Here is a 23,679-nt window from a genome sequence, read left to right as displayed (position 1 = left end):
CGGCGGGGGGGAGCAGCGGATGCACGAGCACACGTACGGGCCGTCGGAGACGGGGAGTGTCGTCCTCGAACTGGGTGGTGACACCGGTGCCCTGATCGTCTACACCGGTCGGGATCTGCACGGCCGGGAGATCGAGATCAGCCGCGGCGATGATCGGCGGGTCCACTCGGCGGTACGGGAGCGCCGGGTGCGGGACGGGTCGTTCCACAGTGCGGTCTATCCCGATCTGCCCGCCGGTCTGTATACCGTCTGGTGGGACGAGGACACGTCCGCCGGCATCGTTTCTGTCCATGGTGGAGGGATAGCCGAGTTCGTGTGGCCGAGCAGCGGTTTTGGGGCCACCGGCTGACCTCGAAGCTCCATTTTTCACTCGCACCCCGTCCACATCGTGGGCGGGGTGCGAGTGCTGTCCACGGCTCGACGGGCGGTCTGCGCCGCGCCGCGTTAACCTGTCCCCCACCAAGATCAGCTTTGCGAGAGGGGGCTGGCGCGCTCCGGGCGGTGACCCGTCGGGGGGAGCGCCACGGCAGAAAAGTCGGGCAACTCGCCGGAGAGGGCGTTACTCGGCCGGGGTCTGAATCGATAGGGCAGGTTGCGAGGCTGGGACGGTCCTGGTGGCCGACCAGGGGTGTCGGGAGGGCGACTCCATTATCAAGTTTGGCTTGACGGCGCACGCATTACACGCGTGTAATTTGAATGGGGTTGTTCGCACGGAACGCAACAAAAGGGACCGGACGAACAAACACGCCTTTCGCGTGGGGGGTTGCAGCGGCGATGACGCCGGTGCGCGACAAGGAGGCATTTGATGGACGGCCAGCTTGAGGTGGCCGACCTGCTCGGAAACGCGCCGGAGTGGCAGGAGCGGGCCTTGTGCTCGCAGACCGACCCCGAGGCGTTCTTTCCCGAGAAGGGCGGCTCGACCCGCGAGGCGAAGCGAATCTGCTCGCGCTGCGAGGTCAAGACCGAATGCCTCGAATACGCTCTCGGCCACGACGAGCGGTTCGGCATCTGGGGTGGGCTCTCCGAGCGGGAGCGGCGCAAGTTGAAGCGGCGGGCCGCCTGAGCGGTGCAGGGTCGGGGCGGTGGGGGCCGCCCGGCTCAGCCGTCGTACGGGCGCGTGCGGCTCAGGTCAGCTCGTCCGGGTCGACCCCGAGCAGGTTCGCCACCTGTTCGATGATCACGTCGTGGACGAGGTCAGCGAGATCCTCGCGGTCCATGGCGCGGAACTCCAGTGGTCGCCGGTACAACACGATGCGCGGCGGCACCTCCTGGCGGCCGGGGCGGCCCGGCAGCAGCCGGGCCAGCGGCACCTCGCCGTCCTCCAGCACGTCGGAGTCGTAGACGTTCAGGTCCGGTGGGACGTCCTCGACGGCGAACTCGACACCGGCCAGCTCCTTGGCGAACCGCCGCTCCAACGTCTCGACGGTGTCCAGCACCAGGTCGTCGAAGACCTCGGCCTTGGTCCGCGCCAACGGCACGGTCGCCGGCACCAGACGCCCGCGCAGGCCACGCCCGTGCCGGTCGCGGTGCGCCCGCCGGCCGGGGCCGGGGCGGCGGTGTTCCGGGCTCGTCATGAGGCAAAGGGTAGTCCCCGTGCCGGGCCGGCCAGCGGCAGCGGCACTCCTCTGGCGCGGCGCGACCCGAACCGGGAATGTGATCACCACGACGGGCGTGTCGCAACGCGAAGCGATGCGCCGGACCCGGTAATGGAGATACCCTGCCGCCGTGAGGTCACCACGGCGCTGCTCCCGTAACGGCTGCCCCCGGCAAGCGGTCGCCACATTGACCTATGTCTACAACGAGTCGACAGCCGTGGTGGGCCCGTTGGCGGCGTTCGCCGAGCCGCACACGTACGACCTGTGTGAGCAGCACGCCCGCAGCCTCACCGCTCCACGCGGCTGGGACGTGGTGCGGCACGAGGGTGAGTTCGAGCCGCCCCCGCCCACCACTGACGACCTGGTCGCGCTGGCCGAGGCGGTTCGCGAGGCCGCCCGCCCGGCGCCCCGCCCCCCGGAGCACGACCAGGCCCACCCGGAAGGCCCCCACCAGACGGGCCGCCGAGGCCACCTCCGGGTAATCCCCCCGAACCACTAACCCCGACCCGGCCCGTCCAGCGCGGTCACTGCCCCAGGAGGCGGGAGAGGGTCTTGGCGCGGCGGGAGGGGCGGTTGGTTCGGATCTCCTTTGCATCGGCGCTGGTCATGACGCGCAGCGCCGTGTTCATCGCCAGCCAGCGCAGGGGTTCCGGCTCCCACTTCGGCGAGCGGTGGTTGACCCAGGGCAGTCTCGTCAGCTCGCTGCGCTCGCCGCGGATCAGGTCGGCCAGGGTGCGGCCGGCGAGGTTGCTGGAACCCACCCCGTCCCCGACGTAGCCGCCCGCCCAGGCCAGCCCGCTCGCCCGGTCGAATCCGACCGAGGCGGCCCAGTCCCGGGCCACCCCGAGCGGGCCACCCCAGGTGTGGGTCACCGGCACGTCCGGCCCGAGCGCCGGGAACAGCTCGCCCAGGGTCCGCCGCAGCGCCGCGAAGACCCGTGGCTCCCGGTCCTGGCCGGGAGAGACCCGGGACCCGAAATGGTACGGAGCACCGCGCCCGCCGAAGGCCAGCCGACCGTCCGCCGTCCGCTGGCCGTAGATGATGACGTGCCGGTGGTCGGAGAACGTCTCCCGATCCGCCAGGCCGATCCGCTCCCAGGTCTGTGCCGGCAGCGGCTCGGTGGCCACCATCAGTGAGTACACCGGTGCCACCGTGCGTCGCAGGCCCGGCAGCAGAGGCGTGTACCCCTCGGTGGCCCGCACCACCACCGACGCCCGCACGGTCCCCGACGCGGTGACCGCCGCGCCGGAACGGATCGCGGTCACCGTGGTCTGCTCGTGGATCCGCACCCCGAGTCGCTCCACCGCCCGCGCCAGACCACGCACCAGCTTCGCCGGGTGCACGACCGCGCAGTGCGGGGTGTACGTCCCACCGCGTACCCCCTCGGCGCCGCACCGGGCCGCGGCCTCGTCGGCGTCGAGGAGCGCCAGGTGGTCCGCGCCGAAGCCGAACGCGCGGGCCTCGTCCACGGCGGCTCGGGCCCGGGCGAGCTGCGGGCCGCTGCGGGCGAGCGTGACGGTGCCGCCGTCGGCCCAGTCGCAGTCGATGCCCTCGGCCGCGACCACCCTGCCCACCGCACGGACGGTGTCGTGCATTGCCCGCTGCATGGCGACAGCCGCGTCGCGGCCGTGCCGGCGGGCCAGCCCGGTCAGCGACGTGGGAAAGAGCGCCGAGCACCAGCCGCCGTTGCGCCCCGAGGCCCCGTACCCCGCGATCTCCCGCTCCAGGACGACGACCCGCAGCGTCGGATCGGCCTGGACCAGGTGGTACGCCGTCCACAGCCCGGTGTAGCCGGCGCCCACGATCACCACGTCGGCGTCCGTGTCGCCGGCCAGCGCGGGCCGCGGCGTGAGCGGTTCGTCCAGGCTGGACAGCCAGTACGACAGATCCTCGTAGCCCATGGTCAGAGCCGCGACCACGCCTCGGTGAGGACCGTGCGCAGGATCTGCTCGATCTCGTCGAAGTGCTGCTGCTCGGCGATCAGCGGCGGGGCGAGCTGGATGACGGGGTCGCCCCGGTCGTCGGCCCGGCAGTAGAGACCGGCCTGGAACAGCGCGGTCGACAGGAAGCCGCGCAGCAGCCGCTCCGACTCGGCCTCGTCGAACGTCTCCCGGGTCGTCTTGTCCTTGACCAGCTCGATGCCGTAGAAGTAGCCGTCGCCGCGCACGTCGCCGACGATCGGCAGGTCGTGCAGCTTCTCCAGGGTGGCGCGGAACGCGTCCTCGTTGGCCCGTACGTGCCCGACGAGGTCCTCGCGGGCGAAGACCTCCAGGTTGGCCAGGGCCACCGCGCAGGACACGGGGTGGCCGCCGAACGTCACCCCGTGGGCGAACATGCCCGTCTCGGTGAGGAACGGCTCCATCAGCCGGTCGCTCGCGATCATCGCGCCGAGCGGGGCGTACCCCGAGGTGATGCCCTTGGCGGTGGTGATGATGTCCGGCTGGTAGCCGTAGCGCACGGCGCCGAAGTACTCGCCGAGCCGACCCCAGGAACAGATCACCTCGTCGGAGACGAGCAGCACGTCGTACGCGTCGCAGATCTCCCGGACCCGCTCGAAGTAGCCGGGCGGGGGTGGGAAGCAGCCGCCGGAGTTCTGCACGGGCTCCAGGAAGACGGCGGCGACCGTGTCCGGCCCCTCGCGCTCGATGGCCCGGCCGATCTCGTCGGCGGCCCAGCGGCCGAACGCCTCGGCGTCGTCACCGTGCTCGGGCGCCCGGTAGAAGTTGGTGTTCGGCACCTTGATCCCACCGGGCACCAGCGGCTCGAAGTCGCTCTTGATGCCGGGCAGGCCGGTGATCGACAGTGCGCCCATCGAGGTGCCGTGGTAGGCGATGTAGCGGCTGACCACCTTGTGCTTGTTGGGCTGACCGGTGCGCTTGAAGTAGGCCCGGGCCAGCTTCCACGCCGCCTCGACGGCCTCCGAGCCGCCGGTGGTGAAGAAGACCCGGTTGAGGTCGCCCGGGGTGAGCGAGGCGATCTTCTCGGCCAGCTCGACGGCCTTCGGGTGCGCGTACGACCACAGCGGGAAGTACGCCAGCTCACCGGCCTGCTTGGCGGCGGCCTCGGCCAGCTCGGTGCGGCCGTGACCGGCGTTGACGACGAACAGCCCGGCGAGCCCGTCGAGGTAGCGGCGGCCCTGCGCGTCCCACACGTACGCGCCCTCGCCGCGCACGATGGTCGGCACCTCGCCGGCGGAGTAGCTCGCCATCCGGGTGAAGTGCATCCAGAGGTGGTCGGTGGCGTTGGCCATGTCAGCCCCATCGGTCGTCGGGCCGGTCAAAGGGGTGAAGCCGGCCGCTCTGCAACGGTTATCGCACAGTCCCGGGCTCCTAGGCAAGTGGTATCAGTGGCCTGATAGGCCGACCGCGACGGAATCAGCGAGCGGTGGCGGTCTCAGCAACGGATTTCGCAACGCTGCGTGGCCTGCTGGTATGGGAGTGCCGGCCCTGTCGAGCTGCCCCAGATGTGGGGCACGCGTCGGCCTCGTCGCGTCCCCTGGTTGATCCACTCCAGTTCGCCGATGTCGCGGTATCAGCGTGTGGTTGATACCGCGATTTCGGTGAAGTCGAGTGGATCATCGGCAGGGCCGGTGCGAGGTGGGCGTCGGGACGCTGGTGACCTTCGCGCCGACGAGTTGGCGTTCCTTCGTCGAGCAGTTGCGGCAGGCGTGACATGACCGACGCCCGTTGGCGCACCGCGACCCGCAGCAAGCCGAGTCGATCAAGCGCCGGTCGATCAAGCGCCATCAAAAGCGCGTCAGGCCGTACCCCAGGTGTAGGTCTGCTTGCGGAGTTTGAGGTACACGAACGCTTCGGTGGCGAGCACGCCGGGCACCGCGCGCAGTCGTTGCAGGATCTCCAGCAGGTGGTCGTCGTTGCGGCAGACCACCTCGGTGAGCAGGTCGAACGACCCGGCGGTGATGACCACGTAGTCGACCTCGTCCAGCTCGGCCAGTCGGTCGGCCACCGCCTCCAGGTCGCCGTCGGTACGCAGCCCGATCATCGCCTGGCGGGGGAAGCCGAGCTGGAGCGGATCGGTCACCGCGACGATCTGCATGACGCCCGAGTCGAGGAGCCGCTGGACCCGCTGGCGGACCGCCGCCTCGGAGAGGCCGACCGCTTTGCCGATCGTCGCGTACGGTCGTCGGCCGTCCTCCTGGAGCTGTTCGATGATCTGCTTGGCCACGTCGTCCAGCAGAGCGTGACTGGCACCTTCACGTACAGCGACGCGTCGACCGCCGTTGCCGTTCTCGTGCTGCCGGTTCGTCATCGTGCGCTCCCCATGTCCCGAATCGTGATGTCGTGCGTGTGTCCCCGCGCAGTCTGGCGTATTTCGTCGTGCATCGCTAACCCCGCAACGGAATCCCTTGTGAGAGAGGGTCTCTCATGTCAGGATCAGTCGTCCCTGGTACTTGAGCCTCCCGACATTCCCGCCGGCGCGCGCCTCCCCCGTCCCGCCCGCCGACGATGACCCCTAGGAGTCGTCATGCGTACTCCCCTCCGGCCCCTCTCCCGGCGTGGACTGCTCACCGGCACTCTCGGATCGGCCGCTCTGCTCGCAGCGGGCGGCAGCCTCGCCGGCTGCGGCACCAAGGGCGCCCAGCAGACCGAGGCCGGCTGCGTCAGCGAAGACCTGTCCGGCACCGAGAAGAAGCTTGCCTTCTCCAACTGGCCGCAGTACATGGACGTCGACGAGAAGGACGAGTCCAAGCGGCCGAGCCTGGACGAGTTCATCACGAAGACCGGCATCCAGGTCACCTACACCGAGGACATCAACGACAACAACGAGTTCTTCGGCAAGGTGCAGAACCAGCTGGCCGCCTGCCAGAGCACCGACCGGGACATCATCGTGCTGACCGACTGGATGGCCGCGCGAATGATCCGGCTCGGCTGGATCCAGAAGCTCGACGCCGCGAAGATCCCGAACGTCCAGGCGAACCTGTTGCCGTCGCTGCTCAACCGCTCGTTCGACACCGAGAACCGGATCTCGATCCCGTGGCAGTCCGGCCTGGCCGGGTTGGCGTACAACGGCAGCGTCACCAAGGAGCTGCGGACCGTCGACGAGCTGCTGACCCGCCCCGACCTCAAGGGCAAGGTGACGGCGCTCAGCGAGATGCGCGACACCATGGGCCTGCTGCTCGGCTCGAACGGGCACGACCCGTCGAACTTCACCGCCGCCCAGTTCGACGACGCGCTCAACAAGCTCAAGAAGGCCGTCGACTCCGGGCAGATCCGCAAGTTCACCGGCAACGACTACGCACCCGACCTGGCCAAGGGCGACATCGCCGCGTGCATCGGCTGGTCCGGGGACGTCATCCAGCTCTCCAGTGAGAACGAGAAGGTGCAGTTCGTCGCGCCCGACTCCGGCGTGATGCTGTTCAGCGACAACATGATGGTCCCGAACAAGGCCACCCACAAGGGCAACGCCGAAGCGCTGATCAACTACTACTACGAGCCGGCGGCCGCGGCGAAGCTCGCCGCGTACGTCAACTACATCTGTCCGGTCAAGGGCGCCCAGGCCGAGATGGAGAAGATCGACCCGGAGCTGGCCGCCAACCCGCTGATCTTCCCCGACGAGACGCTGCTGGCGAAGTCCAAGGTGTTCATGGCCCTGGACGAAAAGCAGGAGAAGGAGTACGAGGGCAAGTTCCAGCAGGTCATCGGGGCGTGACGGGGATGACGCGCGAGACACCCGCCGGCGATCTGCGCCTGGCCGACCTCACCAAGCGGTTCGGCATCTTCACCGCCGTCGACGACCTCAGCCTGACGATCCCGCAGGGCTCGTTCTTCGCGCTGCTCGGCGCGTCCGGCTGCGGCAAGACCACCACCCTGCGGATGATCGCTGGGCTGGAGGAGCCGACCAGCGGCCAGGTGCTGCTCGGCGACACCGACATCGCCCGGCTGCGGCCGTACAAGCGGCCGGTCAACACGGTCTTCCAGAGCTATGCGCTCTTTCCGCACCTCACCATCTTCGAGAACGTGGCCTTCGGGCTGCGGCGGCGCGGCATCCGCTCGGTCGACGACCAGGTCCGGCGGATGCTGTCGCTGGTGCAGCTCGACGGCTTCGGCCCGCGCCGTCCGGCCCAGCTCTCCGGTGGCCAGCAGCAGCGGGTCGCGCTGGCCCGGGCTCTAATCAACCAGCCGCAGGTGCTGCTGCTCGACGAGCCGCTGGGCGCGCTCGACCTGAAGCTGCGCCGGCAGATGCAGATCGAGCTGAAGCGCATCCAGACCGAGGTCGGCATCACCTTCGTGCACGTCACCCACGACCAGGAGGAGGCCATGACCATGGCCGACACCGTCGCGGTGATGAACGCCGGCCGGATCGAGCAGCAGGGCGCCCCGGCCGACCTCTACGAGTTCCCGGCCACCGCGTTCGTGGCGAACTTCCTCGGCCAGTCCAACCTGCTCGCCGGCGAGGCCGCCGGCACGAGCGGCGGCGAGGTCGCGGTGACGGCGCACGGCTCGCGCTTCTCGGTGCCCGCCGGCCGGTCGCGCGCCGACCGGGGTCCGGTCCACCTGGGGGTACGCCCGGAGAAGCTGCATCTGGTCGGCTCCGCCGACCAGGTCCCCCAAGGACACCAACTGGTCACCGGGGTGGTCACCGACGCCTCCTACGTGGGGGTCAGCACGCAGTACCTGCTGCGCACCGGTTGGGGCACCGAGCTGTCGGTCTTCGTGGCGAACAACGGCGCCCAGGCGCGGGTGCCGGTGGGCAGCGAGGCCGTGGCGTACTGGGATCCGCGCCACGCGTTCCTGCTGGCCCGCGACGCCGCCGACACCGACCGGACCACTCCGGTGCTCGACGAGCCGGTGGGCGCGTCGTCATGACCCTCCTGGCCCCCACCAAACCGGGGCAGCTGCCGCCGCCACCGGCCGCCCGGTCCGGGCGGTTCCGGCTCCTGCCGTACCTGTTGCTGCTGCCCGGCGCGGTCTGGCTGCTGGTGTTCTTCGGCGTGCCGCTGCTGCAACTCGCCGCGGCAAGCCTCTACGACCCCAGCGGCTCGCTCTCCACCGGGTACGCGATGACGTGGGCGTTCGGCAACTATCCGGACGTCGTGCAGGCGTACTGGCCGCAGCTGCTGCGCTCGTTCGGCTACGCCGGGCTGGCCCTGGTGCTGGCGCTGCTGCTCGGCTACCCGTTGGCGTACGCCATCGCGCAGAAGGCCGGCCGGTGGAAGAACCTGCTGCTGGTGTGCGTGGTCGCGCCGATGTTCACCAGCTTCCTGGTCCGCACGCTGGCCTGGAAGACGATCCTGTCGGACAACGGCGCGCTCGTCGGTCTGCTGCGTGACGTGCACCTGCTCGCGCCGGACGGCCGGCTGCTGGCCACGCCGTTCGCGGTGGTGCTGGGTCTGACGTACAACTTCCTGCCGTTTCTGGTGCTGCCGCTGTACGCGAGCCTGGAGCGGCTGGACCCCCGGCTGTTGGAGGCGGCGAGCGACCTGTACGCGAGCGGCGTCCAGGCGTTCCGCCGGGTGACCCTGCCGTTGTCCATGCCCGGCCTGGTCGCCGGCACGCTGCTGTTCTTCATCCCGGCCAGCGGCGACTACATCAACGCCGAACTGCTCGGCACCCCGAACGAATACATGATCGGCAACGTCATCGACTCGGCGTTCCTGGTCCGGCTGGACTACCCGCAGGGCGCCGCGCTGTCGTTCCTGCTGATGGCGGCGATCCTCGCGGTGGTCTTCGGCTACCTGCGCAGGGCCGGCACGGAGGAGGTGCTCTGATGCGGGTCTCCCGTTGGCTGGCCGACCGCTGGGTGATGATCGTGGCGCTGCTGGTGCTCGGCTACCTGGCGCTGCCGATCCTGGTGGTGGCCGGGCTGTCCTTCAACCGCCCGTCGAGCCGCCTGTCGTACGACTTCAACGAGTTCACGCTGGACAACTGGCGGCAGCCCTGCGCCACCTCCGACATGTGCGACGCGGTCGTCCGCAGTGTGCAGATCGGTTTCATCGCCACGGTGGTCGCCACCGTGCTCGGCACCCTGATGGCGTTCGCGCTGGTCCGGCACCGCTTCCGCGGCCGGTCCGGGATCAACGTGCTGATCTTCCTGCCGATGGCCACCCCGGAGCTGGTGATGGGCACGTCGCTGCTGGCCCTGTTCGTCTCGGCCGGGGTGCCGCAGGGCTTCTGGACCATCGTCATCGCGCACGTGATGTTCTGCGTGTCGTTCGTGGTGGTCACGGTCAAGGCGCGGCTCGCCGGAATGGACCGGCGGCTGGAGGAGGCCGCCATGGATCTCTACGCCAACGAGTGGCAGACATTCCGGCGGATCACCCTGCCGCTGGTGCTGCCCGGCATCGTGTCCGCCGCACTGCTGGCGTTCTCGTTGAGCTTCGACGACTTCATCATCACGAACTTCAACGCCGGCACCACCGTCACGTTCCCCATGTACGTCTGGGGCGCCGCCCAGCGGGGCATCCCGCCGCAGGTAAACGTCATCGGCACCGCGATGTTCGCGATCGCGCTGCTGCTGGTCGGGCTCAGCTCGCTGCGTGGTCGGCGTGCTCGCCGCGCCGCGCTGCTGGCCGGCCCGGTGCCGCAGGCGCGTCGCTCGTCATGACCACCCCGGATGCGGGCCGGCCGACCGGGCCGCCGTCATGACCCTCCCGCATACCGGCCGGGCGCTGGCCGACGCGGCGCCCGTGCCGTACTGGCTGGACCGCCCGGAGCGCCCCGACCCGCTGCCGCCGCTCACCGGCGCGCAGACCGCCGACCTGCTGGTGATCGGCGGCGGGTACGGCGGGCTCTGGGCCGCCCTGGAGGCCAAGCGGGCCGAGCCGGACCGTGACGTGCTGCTCGTCGACGCCGGGACCTGCGGGTGGGCCGCCTCCGGGCGCAACGGCGGGTTCTGTGCCGCCTCGCTCACCCACGGCCTGGCCAACGGCGTCGACCGGTTCCCCGGTGAGATCGGCGAGCTGGAACGCCTCGGCCGCGCCAACCTGGACGCGATCGCCGACACCGTCGCGGAGTTCGACATCGACTGCGACTTCGAGCGCACCGGCGAACTGGCCGTCGCCGTCGAGCCGTACCAGCTCGACGGGTTGGCCGCCGCCGCCGAGCTGGCCCGCCGGTACGACCACCGGGTGCGGCTGCTCGACACCGACGAGGTGCGTGCCGAGGTGAACTCGCCGACGTACCTGGGTGGCCTGGTCGACGCCGACCGGGTCGCCATGGTGGACCCGGCGAAGCTGGCGTGGGGTCTGCGCCGCGCCTGCCTCGACCTCGGCGTACGCGTGCACGAGCACACCCGGGTCACCGGGCTGCGCGCCGACGGCCCGGCCCTGCACGCGGCGACCGTCGGCGGGCTCGACAACGCGCCCGGCTCGGTACGCGCCCGCCGGGTCGTGCTGGCCACCAACGCGTTTCCGCCGCTGCTGCGCCGGCTGCGCGCGTACGTGGTGCCCGTCTACGACCACGTGCTGATGACCGAGCCGCTGAGCCCGGCGCAGCGCGACGCGATCGGCTGGCGCAACCGCCAGGGGCTGGCCGACACCGGCAACCAGTTCCACTACTACCGGATCACCCGCGACGGGCGGATCCTCTTCGGCGGCTACGACGCCGTCTACCACTACGGCAACCGGGTCGCCCCGAAGCTGGAGCAACGCCCGGCCACCTTCACCGCCCTCGCCAACCACTTCTTCACCACGTTCCCGCAGCTCGCCGACGTGCGCTTCAGTCACCGCTGGGGCGGCGTCATCGACACCTGCACCCGCTTCTGCCCGTTCTACGGGACCGCGTTCGGCGGTCGACTGGCGTACGCGGCCGGCTACACCGGCCTCGGCGTCGGCGCCACCCGCTTCTCGGCCCGGGTGCTGCTCGACCTGCTGGCCGGCGGGGACACCCCGCTGACCCGGCTCGATCTGGTCCGCCGCAAGCCCCTGCCGTTCCCGCCGGAACCCGTCCGCGCGGTCGGCATCAATCTCACCCGCCGGTCGATGGCCCGCGCCGATGCGCGTGAGGGCCGTCGCGACCTGTGGCTCCGTACTCTCGATCGTCTTGGTTTGGGGTTTGATTCCTGATGCGTGTCCTGCTCGTCGGCGCCGGTGGCGTCGGCTCCGCCGCCGTAGCCATCGCCGCCCGACGCTCCTTCTTCGAGACGATGGTGGTCGCCGACCATGACCCGGACCGCGCCGCCCGCGCGGTGGCCGGGCACGGCGATCGCTTCGTCGCCGCCCAGGTGGACGCCTCCTCGGCCGACGCGGTCACCGCGCTGTGCCGGGAGCACCGGATCACCCACGTGCTCAACGCCGTCGACCCGCGCTTCGTCATGCCCATCTTCGACGGCGCGTTCGCGGCCGGCGCGGACTACCTCGACATGGCCATGTCGCTGTCCCACCCGCACCCGTCCCGCCCCTACGCCGAGACCGGGGTGAAGCTCGGCGACGACCAGTTCGCGGCGGCCCCCGCCTGGGAGGAGGCCGGCCGGCTCGCGCTCGGCGGCATCGGCATCGAGCCCGGCCTGTCCGACATCTTCGCCCGGTACGCCGCCGACGAGCTGTTCAGCGAGATCGACGAGATCGGCGTCCGGGACGGGGCGAACCTGACCGTCGACGGCTACGACTTCGCGCCCTCGTTCTCCATCTGGACCACGATCGAGGAGTGCCTCAACCCGCCGGTGGTCTGGGAGGCCGACCGGGGCTGGTACACGACCGCGCCGTTCAGTGAGCCGGAGGTCTTCGACTTCCCGGAGGGGATCGGGCCGGTCGAGTGCGTCAACGTGGAGCACGAGGAGGTGCTGCTCATCCCGCGCTGGGTGAAGGCGAAGCGGGTCACCTTCAAGTACGGCCTCGGCGACGAGTTCATCGAGGTGCTGAAGACGCTGCACAAGCTCGGCCTGGACTCGACGACGCCGGTCAGCGTGCGCGGCGTCCAGGTGTCGCCGCGGGACGTGGTCGCGGCCTGCCTGCCCGACCCGGCCACCCTCGGCGACCGGATGCGCGGCAAGACCTGCGCCGGCACCTGGGTGCGTGGCCTGGGCCCGGACGGGCAGCCCCGGGAGGTATACCTGTACCACGTGGTCGACAACGAGTGGTCGATGCGCGAGTACGGCCACCAGGCGGTCGTCTGGCAGACCGCGGTCAACCCGGTCGTCGCGCTGGAACTGCTCGCCACCGGCGCGTGGTCCGGCGTCGGCGTGCTCGGCCCGGAGGCCCTGCCCCCGGTGCCCTTCCTCGACCTGCTGACCAGCTACGGCTCGCCCTGGGGGATGGAGGAGCGATGAGCCGCTACGGCGCCATGTACGGCCCGGACATCACCTTCCTCGGCGTGGACCGGTGCGCTCTCGACGACCCGTCGTCGTACGCGGACGCCGACATCGTCATCGTCGGCGCACCCTTCGACGGCGGCACCTCGCACCGGCCCGGCACCCGGTTCGGGCCGTCGGCGATTCGCCAGGCGTGCTACCTGGCCCACGACGGCTCCCGCCCGTCCCTCGCGCTGCGCGTCGACGCGCTGCGCGACCTCCGGGTGTACGACGCCGGCGACGTCGAGATGTTCTCCGGCGACATCGAACGGTCACTGGCCGCTCTGGAGGCGGCCGTCTACGCCGTGTCGTCCGCCGGCGCCATCCCGATCGTGCTCGGCGGCGACCACTCCATCGCGCTGCCCGACGCGACCGGGGTGGCCCGCCAGCACGGGCACGGTCGGGTGTCGCTCGTGCACTTCGACGCGCATGCGGACACCGGCGAGATCGAGTTCGGCTCGCTGCACGGGCACGGCCAGCCGATGCGTCGCCTCATCGAGTCCGGCGCGGTACGCGGCGACCGGTTCCTCCAGATCGGGCTGCGCGGCTACTGGCCCGGCCCGGACATCCTGTCCTGGATGGCGGAGCAGCGGATGCGCTCGTACGAGATGACCGAGCTGGTCGCCCGCGGGCTGGACACCTGCCTCACCGAGGCGTTCACGATCGCGGTCGACGAGTGCGAGGGGGTCTTCCTCTCCGTCGACGTGGACGTCGTCGATCCCGGGATGGCCCCCGGCACCGGCACCCCCGAACCGGGCGGCCTGACCTCTCGGCAACTGCTCGACGCGGTCCGCCGGGTCTGCTACGAGCTGCCGGTGGTCGGGGTGGACGTGGTCGAGGTCGCCCCGCCGTACGACCACGCCGACATCACCGCGTACCTGGGCAACCGCGTGGTCCTGGAGGCGCTGTCGGCCATCGCCCGACGCCGCCGCGACGCCGCGGGCGGGCCACCGTGGAACCCCCACCAACCCCTCCTGGATGCCCGCTGACGAGTGCCTTCAGCGGCAACGGCGCCGCCTACGTTCGCGGCCTGCGGTCACACCGCGTCACCAGGCACGGGGCGGACTTGGTGGTGAGCGCTATACCTGTGAGTCATATTTATGACTCACAGGTATAGCGCTCACCAGTGCGGGTTGCCTCCGCTGCCACACGCACCGGTCGCGGGTGATCTAGGCGGCGAGGCGGGAGCGGATGAGGAAGCGGAGACCGTCCGGTGCCTCCAGGGAGAAGCCGCTGCCCCGCCCCGGCACCACGTCGACCGTCAACCTCGTGTGCTTCCACAACTCCCACTGGGCCGACGACATCCAGAACTCGACCGACTCGGGCACGCCGTCGACAGCGAGTGACGCCAGCAGGACGTCCGACGATCCGGTGCGGAACTCGCCGGCCGGGTAGCACATCGGGGCACTGCCGTCGCAGCAGCCGCCGGACTGGTGGAACATCAGCGGCCCGTGCCGCTCCCGCAGCGACCGGATCAGATCGGCCGCCGCGGGGGTCACGGAGACGACGGACATCAGAAGAAGCCGAGCTTCTGGGTCGAGTAGCTGACCAGCAGGTTCTTGGTCTGCTGGTAGTGCTCCAGCATCATCTTGTGGTTCTCCCGGCCGATGCCGGACTGCTTGTACCCGCCGAACGCGGCGTGCGCCGGGTACGCGTGGTAGCAGTTGGTCCACACCCGCCCGGCCTGGATCGCCCGCCCCGCCCGGTACGCGGTGTTCATGTCCCGGGTCCAGACGCCCGCGCCCAACCCGTACAGGGTGTCGTTCGCGGTCTTCACGGCGTCGTCGAGGTCGGCGAAGGAGGTCACCGAGACCACCGGTCCGAAGATCTCCTCCTGAAAGACCCGCATCGAGTTGTCGCCCTCGAAGATCGTCGGCTCGACGTAGTACCCGCCCGACAGCTCGCCGCCCAGGTCGGCCCGGGATCCTCCGGTGAGCACCTTCGCACCCTCCTGGCGCCCGATGTCCAGGTAGGACAGGATTTTCTCCAACTGGTCGTTGGACGCCTGCGCCCCGATCATCGTGTCGGTGTCGAGGGGGTGGCCCTGCACGATCCGGCCGGTCCGCTCCACCGCCGCGGCGAGGAAGTCGCTGTAGTGGCCCTGCTGGATCAGCGCCCGCGACGGGCAGGTGCAGACCTCGCCCTGGTTGAGGGCGAACATGGTGAAGCCCTCGAGCGCCTTGTCGAAGAAGTCGTCACGGGACGTGCTGACGTCGTCGAAGAAGATGTTCGGGCTCTTGCCGCCCAGCTCCAGGGTGACCGGCTTGATGTTCTCACTGGCGTACTGCATGATCAGCCGCCCGGTGGTGGTCTCACCGGTGAACGCCACCTTGGCCACCCGTGCCGAGGACGCCAGCGGCTTGCCGGCCTCCACGCCGAAGCCGTTGACGATGTTGAGCACGCCCGGCGGCAGCAGGTCCGCCACCAGCGACAGCCAGTAGTGGATCGAGGCCGGGGTCTGCTCGGCCGGCTTGAGCACCACGGCGTTACCGGCGGCCAGCGCGGGCGCCAGCTTCCAGGTGGCCATCAGGATCGGGAAGTTCCACGGGATGATCTGCCCGACCACGCCGAGCGGCTCGTGGAAGTGGTACGCCACGGTGTCGTCGTCGATCTCGCCGAGCGAGCCCTCCTGTGCCCGGATCGCCCCGGCGAAGTAGCGGAAGTGGTCGATGGCGAGCGGGATGTCGGCGGCCAGCGTTTCGCGGATCGGCTTGCCGTTCTCCCAGGTCTCGGCGATGGCCAGCGACTCCAGGTTGTCCTGCATCCGGTCCGCGATCTTGTTGAGGATCAGCGCCCGCTCGGCCACCGAGGTGCGCCCCCAGGCGTCGGCGGCGCCGTGTGCGGCGTCCAGGGCCTTCTCCACGTCCGGGGCGGTGCCCCGGGCCACCTCGGTGAAGGTCTGCCCGGTGACCGGGGTCGGGTTCTCGAAGTAGCCGCCACCGTGCGGCTTGACGTACTCGCCGCCGATGAAGTGGTCGTAACGGGACTGCCAGTGGGTGGGCGCGTCGTAGCGCGTCATGGTTACCTCCGCCGTCGTGGTGCGGTGTCGGCGGCGAGGCTAGTTTCGGGGACGTTGCAGCAACGTTGCGCGTGGTAGGTCGTACTCCGTGGCGAGCTGGTGGATGCGGGCGAGCGCGAGCGGCCGGCGGGCCGCGCCCACCGGCAACGCCCGCGCCAGGGCCTGCCACGCGGTCAGGTCGTCGGCGCCGGCGGGCGTCGCGGTCCACGCCGCGAGCAGCGCCGGGTCCGCGGTGGCCAGCACGGCCGCGCGGAGCTGGCCGTCGATGAGCCGGCGCAGTCGCGTGACTCCCGGCGCGTCCGAGCCGGGCAGCAACGGCCCGGAGTACGCGTCGAGCGCGCCCGCCGGATCGCCCTGGTCCAACCGGTCGGCGACCGTGGTGAAGTCGGCGCGGACGGTGCCGTGCAGCCGGTACGGGCGGGAGTCGAGCAGCTCGGGGCCGAGCACCCGGCGCAACCGGGACAGCTCCGCGCGCAGGGTGACCGGCTGGAGCCGGTCGTCTCCGTACACGTCGAGGCCGAGCTGTTCGCCGGTGCGCCCCTCGGGGTGGTGCAGCAACAGCACCAGTAGCTCGCTGTGCCGGCGGCCCAGCCGGATGCGCCGCCCGTCGACCCGCAGTTCCGCCTCGTCGCGGCCGAGCGCGGTCACGGTGACGACGCCGGGCTCCGTCGGTTGGTCGGTGGCGAGCTGCGCCTCGGCGGCCCGGGCGGTGGCCCGGACCAGCGCCAGGCTGTGCGGGTTGGCCAGGTGGTCGCCGCCGGTGATGTCGACCGCGCCGAGCAGTCGCCCGGTGGCCGGGTCGTGGATCGGCGCCGCCGCGCAGGTCCAGCGCTGCACCGGCCGGATGAAGTGCTCGGTAGCGAAGATCTGCACGCTGTGGTCGACGGCCAGCGCGGTGCCGGGGGCGTTGGTGCCGGCGTGCCTCTCGTCCCACAGGGCGCCGGGCACGAAGTTCATCCGCTCGGCGTGCCGGCGCACCCCCGGGTGGCCCTCCACCCAGAGCAGCCGCCCGTACGCGTCGCAGACCGCCATCAGATGCGCGCCGTCCTGGGCGATGCCGCCGAGCAGGTCCCGGAAGAGCGGCAGCACCCGGGCCAGCGGGTGTGCGGCCCGGTAGCTCGCCAGCGCGTCGTCGGTCAGGTCGACCGGCGGGGTGGCCTCCGGGTCGAGTCGGGCGGACCGTTCCCACGACCGGCGTACCACCTCCCGCACCCGGTGCGGCGCGGCGCCGGCGGCGAGGAACGCCTCGTGGGCCGCGCCGACCTGCGCGATCCGCTCGGCCGGATCGACGCCGAATTCCAGGGCGAGCCACGGGTCAGCCATGGGGCGACCTCCTCGGCCCCCATCGTGACGCAGCTCACCCTCGATCGCCAACCACACCCGGTACGGGAGCCGTCGATCTGGCCGCCACGGCGATCGGTGCCCGTGTCGGCTGAACGGTAGGGCCCTTCCGTCCGTACCACGCGGTGAAGAACACACCGAGGACGGGAGTGACGGCGATGAGGGTGCAGCGCAAGCACGTGCTGGCGGCGACCGTGGCGGTGCTCGCCGCGGCGGGCGTGGCGGTGGGGACCGGCTTCGGGTTCGCCGGCACCGCACCCGCGCAGCAGTCCGTCTGCTCGGGCTCGGTCACCTTCTCGGCGGAGGGCGGGGCCCCGGCGGCGACCAGTGACCGGTTCCCGGTGGGCACCCGGCTGCGGGTGACGAACCTGGACAACAACCGGGCGGCCACGGTGACGGTGACCGGCCCGTCGGGCAGTTGCGTGCTGCTCAACGCCGCCGCGATGGAGCTGGTGCGGGAGCCGGGCAAGAACGTGATCCGCCGCAACGTGGTGGAGCGGCTGGACGGCGTCGCCGCGCAGCCCGCCAACCCACCCGCCCCCGGTACGGTCCGTCCCGGTTCCGCGTCGCCCGGGGCCCCCGGCCCGGCGCCCCGCTCGGCCTGCTCGGGGGCGATCACCTTCTTCGCCGAGAATGCCGCGCCGGCGGCGACCAGCGGGCAGTTCCCGGTGGGCACCCGGCTGCGGGTGACCAACCTGGACAACAACAAGGCCACCACGGTCACCGTGACCGGCCCGTCGGGCAGCTGTGTGCTGCTCAACACCGCCGCGATGGACCAGATCCGGGAGCCGGGGAAGAACCTGGTCCGCCGCAACACCGTCGAGGTGCTGCGCTGACGTGGTCTGGAGGGGCCCGACGCGGGCCCCTCCAGACCATCACCTGAACGCCGCGTCGAGGATGTCGGCGCCGCGGGTGAGATGCTCGTCGGAGATCACCAGCGGGGGCAGGAAGCGCAGCACGTTGCCGTACGTGCCGCAGGTCAGGGTGAGCAGGCCGGCGGCGTGGCACGCGGCCGAGATGGCCGCCGTGGCGGTCGGGTCGGGGACGAGGGTGCCGGGCTGCACCAGCTCCACGGCGAGCATCGCGCCGCGCCCGCGTACCTCGGCGATGCGGGGGTCCCGCTCGGCGATGGCGCGGAGCCGGGGGGCCAGCACGGACTCGATCCGACGGGCGGCGCCCGCCAGGTCCAGCTCGTGCATGGTCTCGATGGTGGCCAGGGCGGCGGCGCAGGCGATCGGGTTGCCGCCGTACGTGCCGCCGAGCCCGCCGACGTGCACCGCGTCCATCAGCTCGGCCCGACCGGTCACCGCGGCGAGGGGCAGGCCACCCGCGATGCTCTTGGCGAGGGTGACCAGGTCCGGTTCGACGCCCTCGTGCTGGCAGGCGAACCAGTCGCCGGTCCGGCAGAAGCCGGTCTGGATCTCGTCGGCGACGAACACCACCCCGGCCGCCGTCGCCCAGTCGCGCAGCGCCGGCAGGAAACCGGGCGCGGGCACCACGAAGCCGCCCTCGCCCTGGATCGGCTCGATGAGCAGCGCGGCGACGTTCTCGGCGCCGACCTGCTTCTCGACCATCTCGATGGCCCGCGCGGCCGCCTCGGCGCCGGAGAGCCCGCCGTCGCGCAGCGGGTACGACATCGGCACCCGGTAGATCTCCCCGGCGAACGGCCCGAACCGGTGCTTGTACGGCATGTTCTTCGCGGTCAACGCCATGGTCAGGTTGGTCCGGCCGTGGTACGCGTGGTCGAACACCACCACCGCGGGTCGCCCGGTGGCGTGCCGCGCGATCTTGACGGCGTTCTCCACCGCCTCGGCCCCGGAGTTGAACAGGGCCGAGCGCTTCTCGAACCCGCCCGGCGTCAGCGCGTTGAGCTGCTCGCACACCGCCACGTACGACTCGTATGGCGCGACCATGAAGCAGGTGTGGGTGAACCGTTCCACCTGCGCGCGGACCGCCTCGACCACCCTCGGCGCGGAGTTGCCGACGCTGGTGACGGCGATGCCGGCGGCGAAGTCGATCCACTCCCGCCCGTCGACATCGGTGAGCGTGCCGCCCGACGCGGAGTCCACGTAGGACGAAATGACGCTGCCGACGCCCCGGGCGACGGCACCACCGCGCCGCTTGTGCAGTTCCTCGGAGGATGTCATCGGCTCAGCCCTCGATGTTGTGCATGACGTGCTTGATCCGGGTGTAGTCCTCCAGGCTGTAGACCGAGAGGTCCTTGCCGTGCCCGGAGTGCTTGAAGCCGCCGTGCGGCATCTCGGAGACGAACGGGATGTGCGTGTTGACCCAGACGCAGCCGAAGTCCAGCCGCCGGGTCATCCGCATCGCCCGGCCGTGGTCCCGCGTCCAGACCGACGCCGACAGGCCGTAGTCGACGCCGTTGGCCCAGCGCACCGCCTCGTCCTCGTCGGAGAAGCGCTGCACGGTGATGACCGGCCCGAACACCTCGTCCTGGATGATCTCGTCGGCCTGGCGCAGCCCGGACACCACAGTCGGCGCGTAGAAGTAGCCGCGCTCACCCTGCCGAGAGCCGCCGGTCTGGATCGCCGCGTGGTCGGGCAGCCGGTCCACGAAGCCGCTGACCCGGGCGAGCTGGTTGGCGTTGTTCAGCGGGCCGTAGAGCACGTCCGCGTCGTCCGGTGCGCCGGTCTTGGTGGCGCGGGCCTGCTCGGCCAGGGCTGCCACGAAGTCGTCGTGGATGCCCGGCCCGGCCAGCACGCGGGTCGCCGCCGTGCAGTCCTGACCGGCGTTGAAGTAGCCGCCCAGCGCGATGGCCTCGGCCGCCGCCGCCACGTCCGCGTCGTCGAAGATCACCACCGGGGCCTTGCCGCCCAGCTCCAGGTGGGTCCGCTTCAGGTCGGGGGCCGCCGCGGCGGCCACCTCCATGCCCGCGCGGGTCGAGCCGGTGATCGACACGAGCTGGGGGGTCGGGTGCGACACGAGGGTACGACCGGTGTCCCGGTCACCGCAGACCACGTTGAACACCCCCGGCGGGAAGAACTCGGCGGCGATCTCGGCGAGCAGCAGCGTCGACACCGGCGTGGTGTCCGACGGCTTGAGTACCACCGTGTTGCCGGCGGCGAGGGCCGGAGCGATCTTCCACACCGCCATCATCAGCGGGTAGTTCCACGGGGTGACCTGGGCGCAGACACCGATCGGCTCACGCCGCACGTACGAGGTGTGCCCGGCCATGTACTCCCCGGCGGAGCGCCCCTCCAGCAGCCGGGCGGCGCCGGCGAAGAACCGGAACTGGTCCACCGCGGGCGGCAGCTCCTCCTCGGCGGTGAGCTGGCGCGGCTTGCCGGTGTTGCGGACCTCGGCGTCCACCAGTTCGGCCGCGCGGGCCTCCACGGCGTCGGCGAGCCGGAGCATCGCCCTCTGCCGCTCGGCCGGGGTGACCTCCCGCCAACTCTCGAACGCGGTGGCGGCGGCGGTCATCGCCGCGTCGACGTCGGCGGCCCCGGAGACCGGCGCCTGGGCGAACACCTCGCCGGTGCAGGGGTCGACCAGATCGGCGTACCCGCCGTCGGCCGGTTCGACGTAGGAGCCGTTGACGAAGTTGCGCAGCTGCTGCTGGTCACTCATGACGGGATCACTCCGAGGGGGGCCGGGGATGCGGTGTGCGGAGGTTATCGCAATCTTCCTGCCATCTTCGCTACTGAATTCGCGGCAGACAAGGGATGCGGCGACTGTTTCCGTCGGCGGTTGTCTCGTCTACGCTGCACGGCGTGGAGCCCGCAGACTTCTTCGTCGCCTCCCGTCCCGCCTCCGGCGAGGGCGAGCTGACCGTTCACCATCCGTACGACGGCCGCGCGGTGGGGCGTACCACCTTCGCCATCCCCGACCAGGTCGACGCCGCCGTCGCGGCGGCGGCCGGTGTGGCCGCGCAGGCCGCGGCCCTGCCCGCGCACGCCCGCGCGGCGGCCCTGGACCACGTATCGCGGCGGCTCGCGGAGCGCGCCGACGAGGTCGCAGCGCTGATCACCGCCGAGAACGGCAAGCCGGTGAAGTGGGCGCGCGCCGAGGTCGGGCGGGCGGTGTCCACCTTCCGGTGGGCCGCCGAGGAGGCCCGGCGCTTCTCCGGTGAGCTGCAACGTCTCGACACCGACCCGGCCGCCAGCGGGCGGATCGCCCTGGTCCGGCGGGTGCCAAGAGGGCCGGTGCTCGGCATCGCGCCGTTCAACTTCCCGCTCAACCTGGTCGCGCACAAGGTCGCGCCGGCCATCGCTGTCGGTGCGCCGATCATCGTCAAGCCGGCCCCGGCCACGCCGCTGTCCGCGCTGCTGCTCGGCGAACTGCTGGCCGAGACCGACCTCCCCGCCGGCATGTTCTCGGTGCTGCCGCTGCCCAACGACCGCGCCGCCGAACTGGTCGCCGACCCCCGGCTGCCGGTCGTGTCGTTCACCGGGTCGGGGCCGGTCGGCGCGGCCATCCGCCGGCAGGTCCCGGAGAAGCACGTGACGCTGGAGCTGGGCGGCAACGCGGCAGCGGTGATCTGCGCGGACTGGACGGCCGACGAGGACCTGGACTTCGCGGCGCAGCGCATCGCCACGTTCTCCAACTACCAGGCCGGCCAGTCGTGCATCGCCGTGCAACGCGTGTACGTGCACCACGCGCTGCACGCCGACTTCCTGCCCCGACTGGTCGCGGCGGTCCGCGCCCTGCGCACCGGAGATCCCGCCTCGGAGCTGACCGACGTCGGGCCGATGGTGTCCGAGGAGGCGGCCCGCCGGGTCGAGACGTGGGTGGCCGAGGCGGTCGCGGCCGGCGCCACCGTGGAGGTGGGCGGCGTGCGGGACGGCGCGACGTACCCCCCGACCGTGCTCACCGGCGTGCCCGCCGACGCCAAGGTCGTCGCCGAGGAGGTGTTCGGGCCGGTGCTGGTGGTCACCCCGGTCGCCGACGACCAGGCCGCGTTCGCCGCGGTCAACGATTCGGCGTACGGGTTGCAGGCCGGCGTGTTCACCCGGCGCTTGGACGTGGCTTTCTCCGCCGCGCGGGTCCTGGAGGTGGGCGGCGTGATCGTCGGCGACGTGCCGTCGTACCGGGCCGACCAGATGCCGTACGGCGGGGTGAAGGGCAGCGGCGTCGGTCGGGAGGGGCTGCGCAGCGCGATGGACGACTACACCGAGGCGCGGGTCATGGTGCTGACCGGGCTCACGCTCTAGGACCAGGTGCCGTCGTCGCGGACCCGGGCGGGGGCGCGGCCGAGCAGCAGCGTGGTGAGCGCGGCGTCGATGGTGTCGCCGAGGAACCATTCGCCCGCCTGGTCGAGGGCGAAGACCCGGCCGCGCTCGTCGACGGCGAGGATGCTGTCCTGCTGCTCGGTGCCGATCGGGAAGAGCCGCACGCCGAGCACCGCGCCGAAGTCCGCCAGGGTGTCGGCGGTGTGCGCGATGGTGTGCGGGCGGATGTCGAAGCGCGAGATCCACACCTGCGCGCCCGGGCCCCGCCGCGCGCCGACCAGGCTGGGGAACGCGGTAAGCGCCTCCACGGCGGCGGGAAAGACCTCGTGCCGGTGGACGGCCCCCGGAACGGCGGTGACGTCCCGCACGCCGGCGGCGGCCATGATCTGGTCACCGATGTGCGGTCGCCAGCCCGCCGCCACCAGCGCGTTGGCCACCTCGGGCGGAAAGCGGCCCGGGTCCGGGTCCGGCTCCGCCGGTGCGAGCCACGTCTCGGTGTAGGCCCGCGCCGACTCCGGCAGGACGTTGGCGCTCACCAGGAAAGAGATGCACGAGTCGCAGGGCCGCTCCGCGGCGCCACCGGCCGGGTCACCCGGCTCGCGGATCCGGAAGATCTCGAAGCGCGCCGCCTCCAGCAGGGCCGCCGCCTCGGCCCGCCCCATCGGCTCGATGCCCTCGGCCGCCCGGCGGTGGTCGTACTCGTGCAGCACGTCGGAGACCACGATCAGCTCGGCGTGACACTCGGCGCCGCGGACCAGCTTGCCCGGAGGCCGCTCGTCCAGGTAGCCGCGGACGAGCGGGTGGTGGTTCAGCGCGACCGCGCCCTTGGTGCCCTGGGCCGTCCAGATGCGACCGTCGAGGGTCAGGTGTGCCACCGTGTTCGGCGTCGGCGCGCGACGGATCTCCCGGATCAGCAGGCTCGACGCGTCGACGGTGCGGGGGGCCGTCGGCCCGCTGGGCTGACTGCGCCGGTACAGGTCCGCCACCACCTCGCTGGGCACGCGGGGCCAGGTGGTGACCTTTCCGGTTCGCCTGTCGATGACTGTCGTCGGCAGATCGCCGGGAATCGCCCGCACCCCGCTCGACACGATCGAGGTGACGACGAAGCCGAGGTCGAACTCGTCGACCACCGGGGTGCACTCGTGGCCGAGGCGCTGCGAATCCCGGCGCGCCCACGCGGACGCGAGCTGCTCGGCCTGCTGACGGTCGATCACACATCGAAACTACCGGACTACACGAATCGATGGCGGCCGGTATGGTCTTCCCTACCGACGGTGACGGGAGGAGC

Annotated in this window: 22 protein-coding genes; 12 read left to right on the top strand and 10 right to left on the bottom strand. The window is 71.4% G+C overall.

Annotated elements, in window-relative coordinates:
* Positions 1–19: 19 nt before the first annotated feature.
* Together ACGGAQ_RS01665 and ACGGAQ_RS01660 are read left to right on the top strand one after the other, a co-directional pair.
* Positions 20–349, top strand: coding sequence for a phospholipase (locus ACGGAQ_RS01665; protein ID WP_393043636.1), 330 nt, complete (start codon positions 20–22; stop codon positions 347–349).
* A 456-nt stretch (positions 350–805) separates the two neighbouring features.
* Positions 806–1,063 carry a WhiB family transcriptional regulator gene (locus ACGGAQ_RS01660; RefSeq protein ID WP_007455784.1) on the top strand — a complete coding sequence of 86 codons (258 nt, stop codon included), beginning with the start codon at positions 806–808 and terminating at the stop codon, positions 1,061–1,063.
* Positions 1,064–1,124: 61 nt separating this feature from the next.
* Here ACGGAQ_RS01660 and ACGGAQ_RS01655 read toward each other — a convergent pair whose 3' ends face one another.
* Positions 1,125–1,574, bottom strand: a complete 450-nt coding sequence (locus ACGGAQ_RS01655; RefSeq protein ID WP_393043634.1) for a metallopeptidase family protein — start codon at positions 1,572–1,574, stop codon at positions 1,125–1,127.
* Positions 1,575–1,725: 151 nt separating this feature from the next.
* Here ACGGAQ_RS01655 and ACGGAQ_RS01650 point away from each other — a divergent pair, with 151 nt between their 5' ends.
* Positions 1,726–2,094: a DUF3499 domain-containing protein gene (locus ACGGAQ_RS01650; RefSeq protein ID WP_354854249.1), complete on the top strand. Its 369-nt coding sequence runs from the start codon at positions 1,726–1,728 to the stop codon at positions 2,092–2,094.
* Between the two features lie 25 nt (positions 2,095–2,119).
* Here ACGGAQ_RS01650 and ACGGAQ_RS01645 read toward each other — a convergent pair whose 3' ends face one another.
* From ACGGAQ_RS01645 to ACGGAQ_RS01635, 3 genes are all read right to left on the bottom strand, one after another.
* Entirely contained in the window at positions 2,120–3,496 is a 1,377-nt protein-coding gene (locus tag ACGGAQ_RS01645) for an NAD(P)/FAD-dependent oxidoreductase (RefSeq protein ID WP_393045609.1), read from the bottom strand.
* Positions 3,497–3,498: 2 nt separating this feature from the next.
* Complete coding sequence (locus ACGGAQ_RS01640) at positions 3,499–4,845, bottom strand: aspartate aminotransferase family protein (RefSeq protein ID WP_355132891.1); 1,347 nt, start codon at positions 4,843–4,845, stop codon at positions 3,499–3,501.
* A gap of 506 nt (positions 4,846–5,351) precedes the next feature.
* Positions 5,352–5,864, bottom strand: a complete 513-nt coding sequence (locus tag ACGGAQ_RS01635; protein WP_354854255.1) for an Lrp/AsnC family transcriptional regulator — start codon at positions 5,862–5,864, stop codon at positions 5,352–5,354.
* A 216-nt stretch (positions 5,865–6,080) separates the two neighbouring features.
* Here ACGGAQ_RS01635 and ACGGAQ_RS01630 point away from each other — a divergent pair, with 216 nt between their 5' ends.
* The 7 genes from ACGGAQ_RS01630 to speB are packed head-to-tail and all read left to right on the top strand — an operon-like array spanning position 6,081 to position 13,831.
* Positions 6,081–7,265 (top strand): extracellular solute-binding protein, encoded by a 1,185-nt coding sequence (locus ACGGAQ_RS01630; protein WP_387178578.1) that lies wholly within the window; start codon positions 6,081–6,083, stop codon positions 7,263–7,265.
* Positions 7,266–7,270: 5 nt separating this feature from the next.
* Positions 7,271–8,422 (top strand): ABC transporter ATP-binding protein, encoded by a 1,152-nt coding sequence (locus ACGGAQ_RS01625; protein ID WP_393043631.1) that lies wholly within the window; start codon positions 7,271–7,273, stop codon positions 8,420–8,422.
* Positions 8,419–9,324 carry an ABC transporter permease gene (locus tag ACGGAQ_RS01620; protein ID WP_354854261.1) on the top strand — a complete coding sequence of 302 codons (906 nt, stop codon included), beginning with the start codon at positions 8,419–8,421 and terminating at the stop codon, positions 9,322–9,324. The genes ACGGAQ_RS01625 and ACGGAQ_RS01620 overlap by 4 nt, the downstream gene beginning before the upstream one ends.
* Positions 9,324–10,160: an ABC transporter permease gene (locus tag ACGGAQ_RS01615; RefSeq protein ID WP_355063034.1), complete on the top strand. Its 837-nt coding sequence runs from the start codon at positions 9,324–9,326 to the stop codon at positions 10,158–10,160. The genes ACGGAQ_RS01620 and ACGGAQ_RS01615 overlap by 1 nt, the downstream gene beginning before the upstream one ends.
* 37 nt (positions 10,161–10,197) lie before the next feature.
* Positions 10,198–11,619, top strand: coding sequence for an NAD(P)/FAD-dependent oxidoreductase (locus ACGGAQ_RS01610; RefSeq protein ID WP_393043628.1), 1,422 nt, complete (start codon positions 10,198–10,200; stop codon positions 11,617–11,619).
* Positions 11,619–12,821, top strand: coding sequence for a saccharopine dehydrogenase family protein (locus ACGGAQ_RS01605; protein WP_393043626.1), 1,203 nt, complete (start codon positions 11,619–11,621; stop codon positions 12,819–12,821). Before ACGGAQ_RS01610 ends, ACGGAQ_RS01605 begins: the two co-directional genes overlap by 1 nt.
* On the top strand, positions 12,818–13,831 hold the full coding sequence (gene speB / locus ACGGAQ_RS01600) for an agmatinase (protein ID WP_393043624.1): 1,014 nt from the start codon (positions 12,818–12,820) through the stop codon (positions 13,829–13,831). Before ACGGAQ_RS01605 ends, speB begins: the two co-directional genes overlap by 4 nt.
* A gap of 180 nt (positions 13,832–14,011) precedes the next feature.
* On the opposite strand, the gene ACGGAQ_RS01595 is transcribed toward speB, so the two are convergent.
* Genes ACGGAQ_RS01595 through ACGGAQ_RS01585 form a run of 3 tightly spaced genes read right to left on the bottom strand, consistent with a single transcriptional unit; the run spans position 14,012 to position 17,184 of the window.
* Complete coding sequence (locus ACGGAQ_RS01595) at positions 14,012–14,356, bottom strand: DUF779 domain-containing protein (protein WP_393043622.1); 345 nt, start codon at positions 14,354–14,356, stop codon at positions 14,012–14,014.
* Entirely contained in the window at positions 14,356–15,861 is a 1,506-nt protein-coding gene (adh, locus tag ACGGAQ_RS01590; RefSeq protein ID WP_393043620.1) for an aldehyde dehydrogenase, read from the bottom strand. The genes ACGGAQ_RS01595 and adh overlap by 1 nt, the downstream gene beginning before the upstream one ends.
* Before the next feature lie 39 nt (positions 15,862–15,900).
* Positions 15,901–17,184 (bottom strand): GAF domain-containing protein, encoded by a 1,284-nt coding sequence (locus ACGGAQ_RS01585; RefSeq protein WP_393043618.1) that lies wholly within the window; start codon positions 17,182–17,184, stop codon positions 15,901–15,903.
* Positions 17,185–17,360: 176 nt separating this feature from the next.
* Here ACGGAQ_RS01585 and ACGGAQ_RS01580 point away from each other — a divergent pair, with 176 nt between their 5' ends.
* The gene (locus tag ACGGAQ_RS01580; protein WP_393043616.1) at positions 17,361–18,038 is read left to right on the top strand and encodes a hypothetical protein; all 678 of its coding nucleotides are present in this window, start codon (positions 17,361–17,363) and stop codon (positions 18,036–18,038) included.
* 39 nt (positions 18,039–18,077) lie between these two features.
* Here ACGGAQ_RS01580 and gabT read toward each other — a convergent pair whose 3' ends face one another.
* Positions 18,078–19,349, bottom strand: coding sequence for a 4-aminobutyrate--2-oxoglutarate transaminase (gabT, locus tag ACGGAQ_RS01575; protein WP_393043614.1), 1,272 nt, complete (start codon positions 19,347–19,349; stop codon positions 18,078–18,080).
* Between the two features lie 4 nt (positions 19,350–19,353).
* The gene (locus ACGGAQ_RS01570) at positions 19,354–20,790 is read right to left on the bottom strand and encodes a gamma-aminobutyraldehyde dehydrogenase (RefSeq protein ID WP_393043612.1); all 1,437 of its coding nucleotides are present in this window, start codon (positions 20,788–20,790) and stop codon (positions 19,354–19,356) included.
* A gap of 95 nt (positions 20,791–20,885) precedes the next feature.
* Here ACGGAQ_RS01570 and ACGGAQ_RS01565 point away from each other — a divergent pair, with 95 nt between their 5' ends.
* The gene (locus ACGGAQ_RS01565) at positions 20,886–22,373 is read left to right on the top strand and encodes an aldehyde dehydrogenase family protein (RefSeq protein ID WP_393043610.1); all 1,488 of its coding nucleotides are present in this window, start codon (positions 20,886–20,888) and stop codon (positions 22,371–22,373) included.
* On the opposite strand, the gene ACGGAQ_RS01560 is transcribed toward ACGGAQ_RS01565, so the two are convergent.
* On the bottom strand, positions 22,370–23,605 hold the full coding sequence (locus ACGGAQ_RS01560; RefSeq protein ID WP_393043608.1) for an SUKH-3 domain-containing protein: 1,236 nt from the start codon (positions 23,603–23,605) through the stop codon (positions 22,370–22,372). The genes ACGGAQ_RS01565 and ACGGAQ_RS01560 overlap by 4 nt on opposite strands.
* Between the last annotated feature and the right edge of the window lie 74 nt (positions 23,606–23,679).

Origin of the sequence: Micromonospora sp. NPDC047557, assembly GCF_043205095.1 — a bacterium.
Taxonomy (GTDB): Bacteria; Actinomycetota; Actinomycetes; order Mycobacteriales; family Micromonosporaceae; genus Micromonospora.
This window is presented reverse-complemented; position numbering and strand designations above follow the sequence as displayed.

Bases quoted from the DNA above. Each gene is read 5' to 3' on its own strand.
- ACGGAQ_RS01665 (WP_393043636.1), top strand. From the start codon at position 20: ATGCACGAGCACACGTACGGGCCGTCGGAGACGGGGAGTGTCGTCCTC.
- ACGGAQ_RS01660 (WP_007455784.1), top strand. From the start codon at position 806: ATGGACGGCCAGCTTGAGGTGGCCGACCTGCTCGGAAACGCGCCGGAG.
- ACGGAQ_RS01655 (WP_393043634.1), bottom strand. From the start codon at position 1,574: ATGACGAGCCCGGAACACCGCCGCCCCGGCCCCGGCCGGCGGGCGCAC.
- ACGGAQ_RS01645 (WP_393045609.1), bottom strand. From the start codon at position 3,496: ATGGGCTACGAGGATCTGTCGTACTGGCTGTCCAGCCTGGACGAACCG.
- ACGGAQ_RS01640 (WP_355132891.1), bottom strand. From the start codon at position 4,845: ATGGCCAACGCCACCGACCACCTCTGGATGCACTTCACCCGGATGGCG.
- ACGGAQ_RS01635 (WP_354854255.1), bottom strand. From the start codon at position 5,864: ATGACGAACCGGCAGCACGAGAACGGCAACGGCGGTCGACGCGTCGCT.
- ACGGAQ_RS01630 (WP_387178578.1), top strand. From the start codon at position 6,081: ATGCGTACTCCCCTCCGGCCCCTCTCCCGGCGTGGACTGCTCACCGGC.
- ACGGAQ_RS01625 (WP_393043631.1), top strand. From the start codon at position 7,271: ATGACGCGCGAGACACCCGCCGGCGATCTGCGCCTGGCCGACCTCACC.
- ACGGAQ_RS01620 (WP_354854261.1), top strand. From the start codon at position 8,419: ATGACCCTCCTGGCCCCCACCAAACCGGGGCAGCTGCCGCCGCCACCG.
- ACGGAQ_RS01615 (WP_355063034.1), top strand. From the start codon at position 9,324: ATGCGGGTCTCCCGTTGGCTGGCCGACCGCTGGGTGATGATCGTGGCG.
- ACGGAQ_RS01610 (WP_393043628.1), top strand. From the start codon at position 10,198: ATGACCCTCCCGCATACCGGCCGGGCGCTGGCCGACGCGGCGCCCGTG.
- ACGGAQ_RS01605 (WP_393043626.1), top strand. From the start codon at position 11,619: ATGCGTGTCCTGCTCGTCGGCGCCGGTGGCGTCGGCTCCGCCGCCGTA.
- speB (WP_393043624.1), top strand. From the start codon at position 12,818: ATGAGCCGCTACGGCGCCATGTACGGCCCGGACATCACCTTCCTCGGC.
- ACGGAQ_RS01595 (WP_393043622.1), bottom strand. From the start codon at position 14,356: ATGTCCGTCGTCTCCGTGACCCCCGCGGCGGCCGATCTGATCCGGTCG.
- adh (WP_393043620.1), bottom strand. From the start codon at position 15,861: ATGACGCGCTACGACGCGCCCACCCACTGGCAGTCCCGTTACGACCAC.
- ACGGAQ_RS01585 (WP_393043618.1), bottom strand. From the start codon at position 17,184: ATGGCTGACCCGTGGCTCGCCCTGGAATTCGGCGTCGATCCGGCCGAG.
- ACGGAQ_RS01580 (WP_393043616.1), top strand. From the start codon at position 17,361: ATGAGGGTGCAGCGCAAGCACGTGCTGGCGGCGACCGTGGCGGTGCTC.
- gabT (WP_393043614.1), bottom strand. From the start codon at position 19,349: ATGACATCCTCCGAGGAACTGCACAAGCGGCGCGGTGGTGCCGTCGCC.
- ACGGAQ_RS01570 (WP_393043612.1), bottom strand. From the start codon at position 20,790: ATGAGTGACCAGCAGCAGCTGCGCAACTTCGTCAACGGCTCCTACGTC.
- ACGGAQ_RS01565 (WP_393043610.1), top strand. From the start codon at position 20,886: ATGCGGCGACTGTTTCCGTCGGCGGTTGTCTCGTCTACGCTGCACGGC.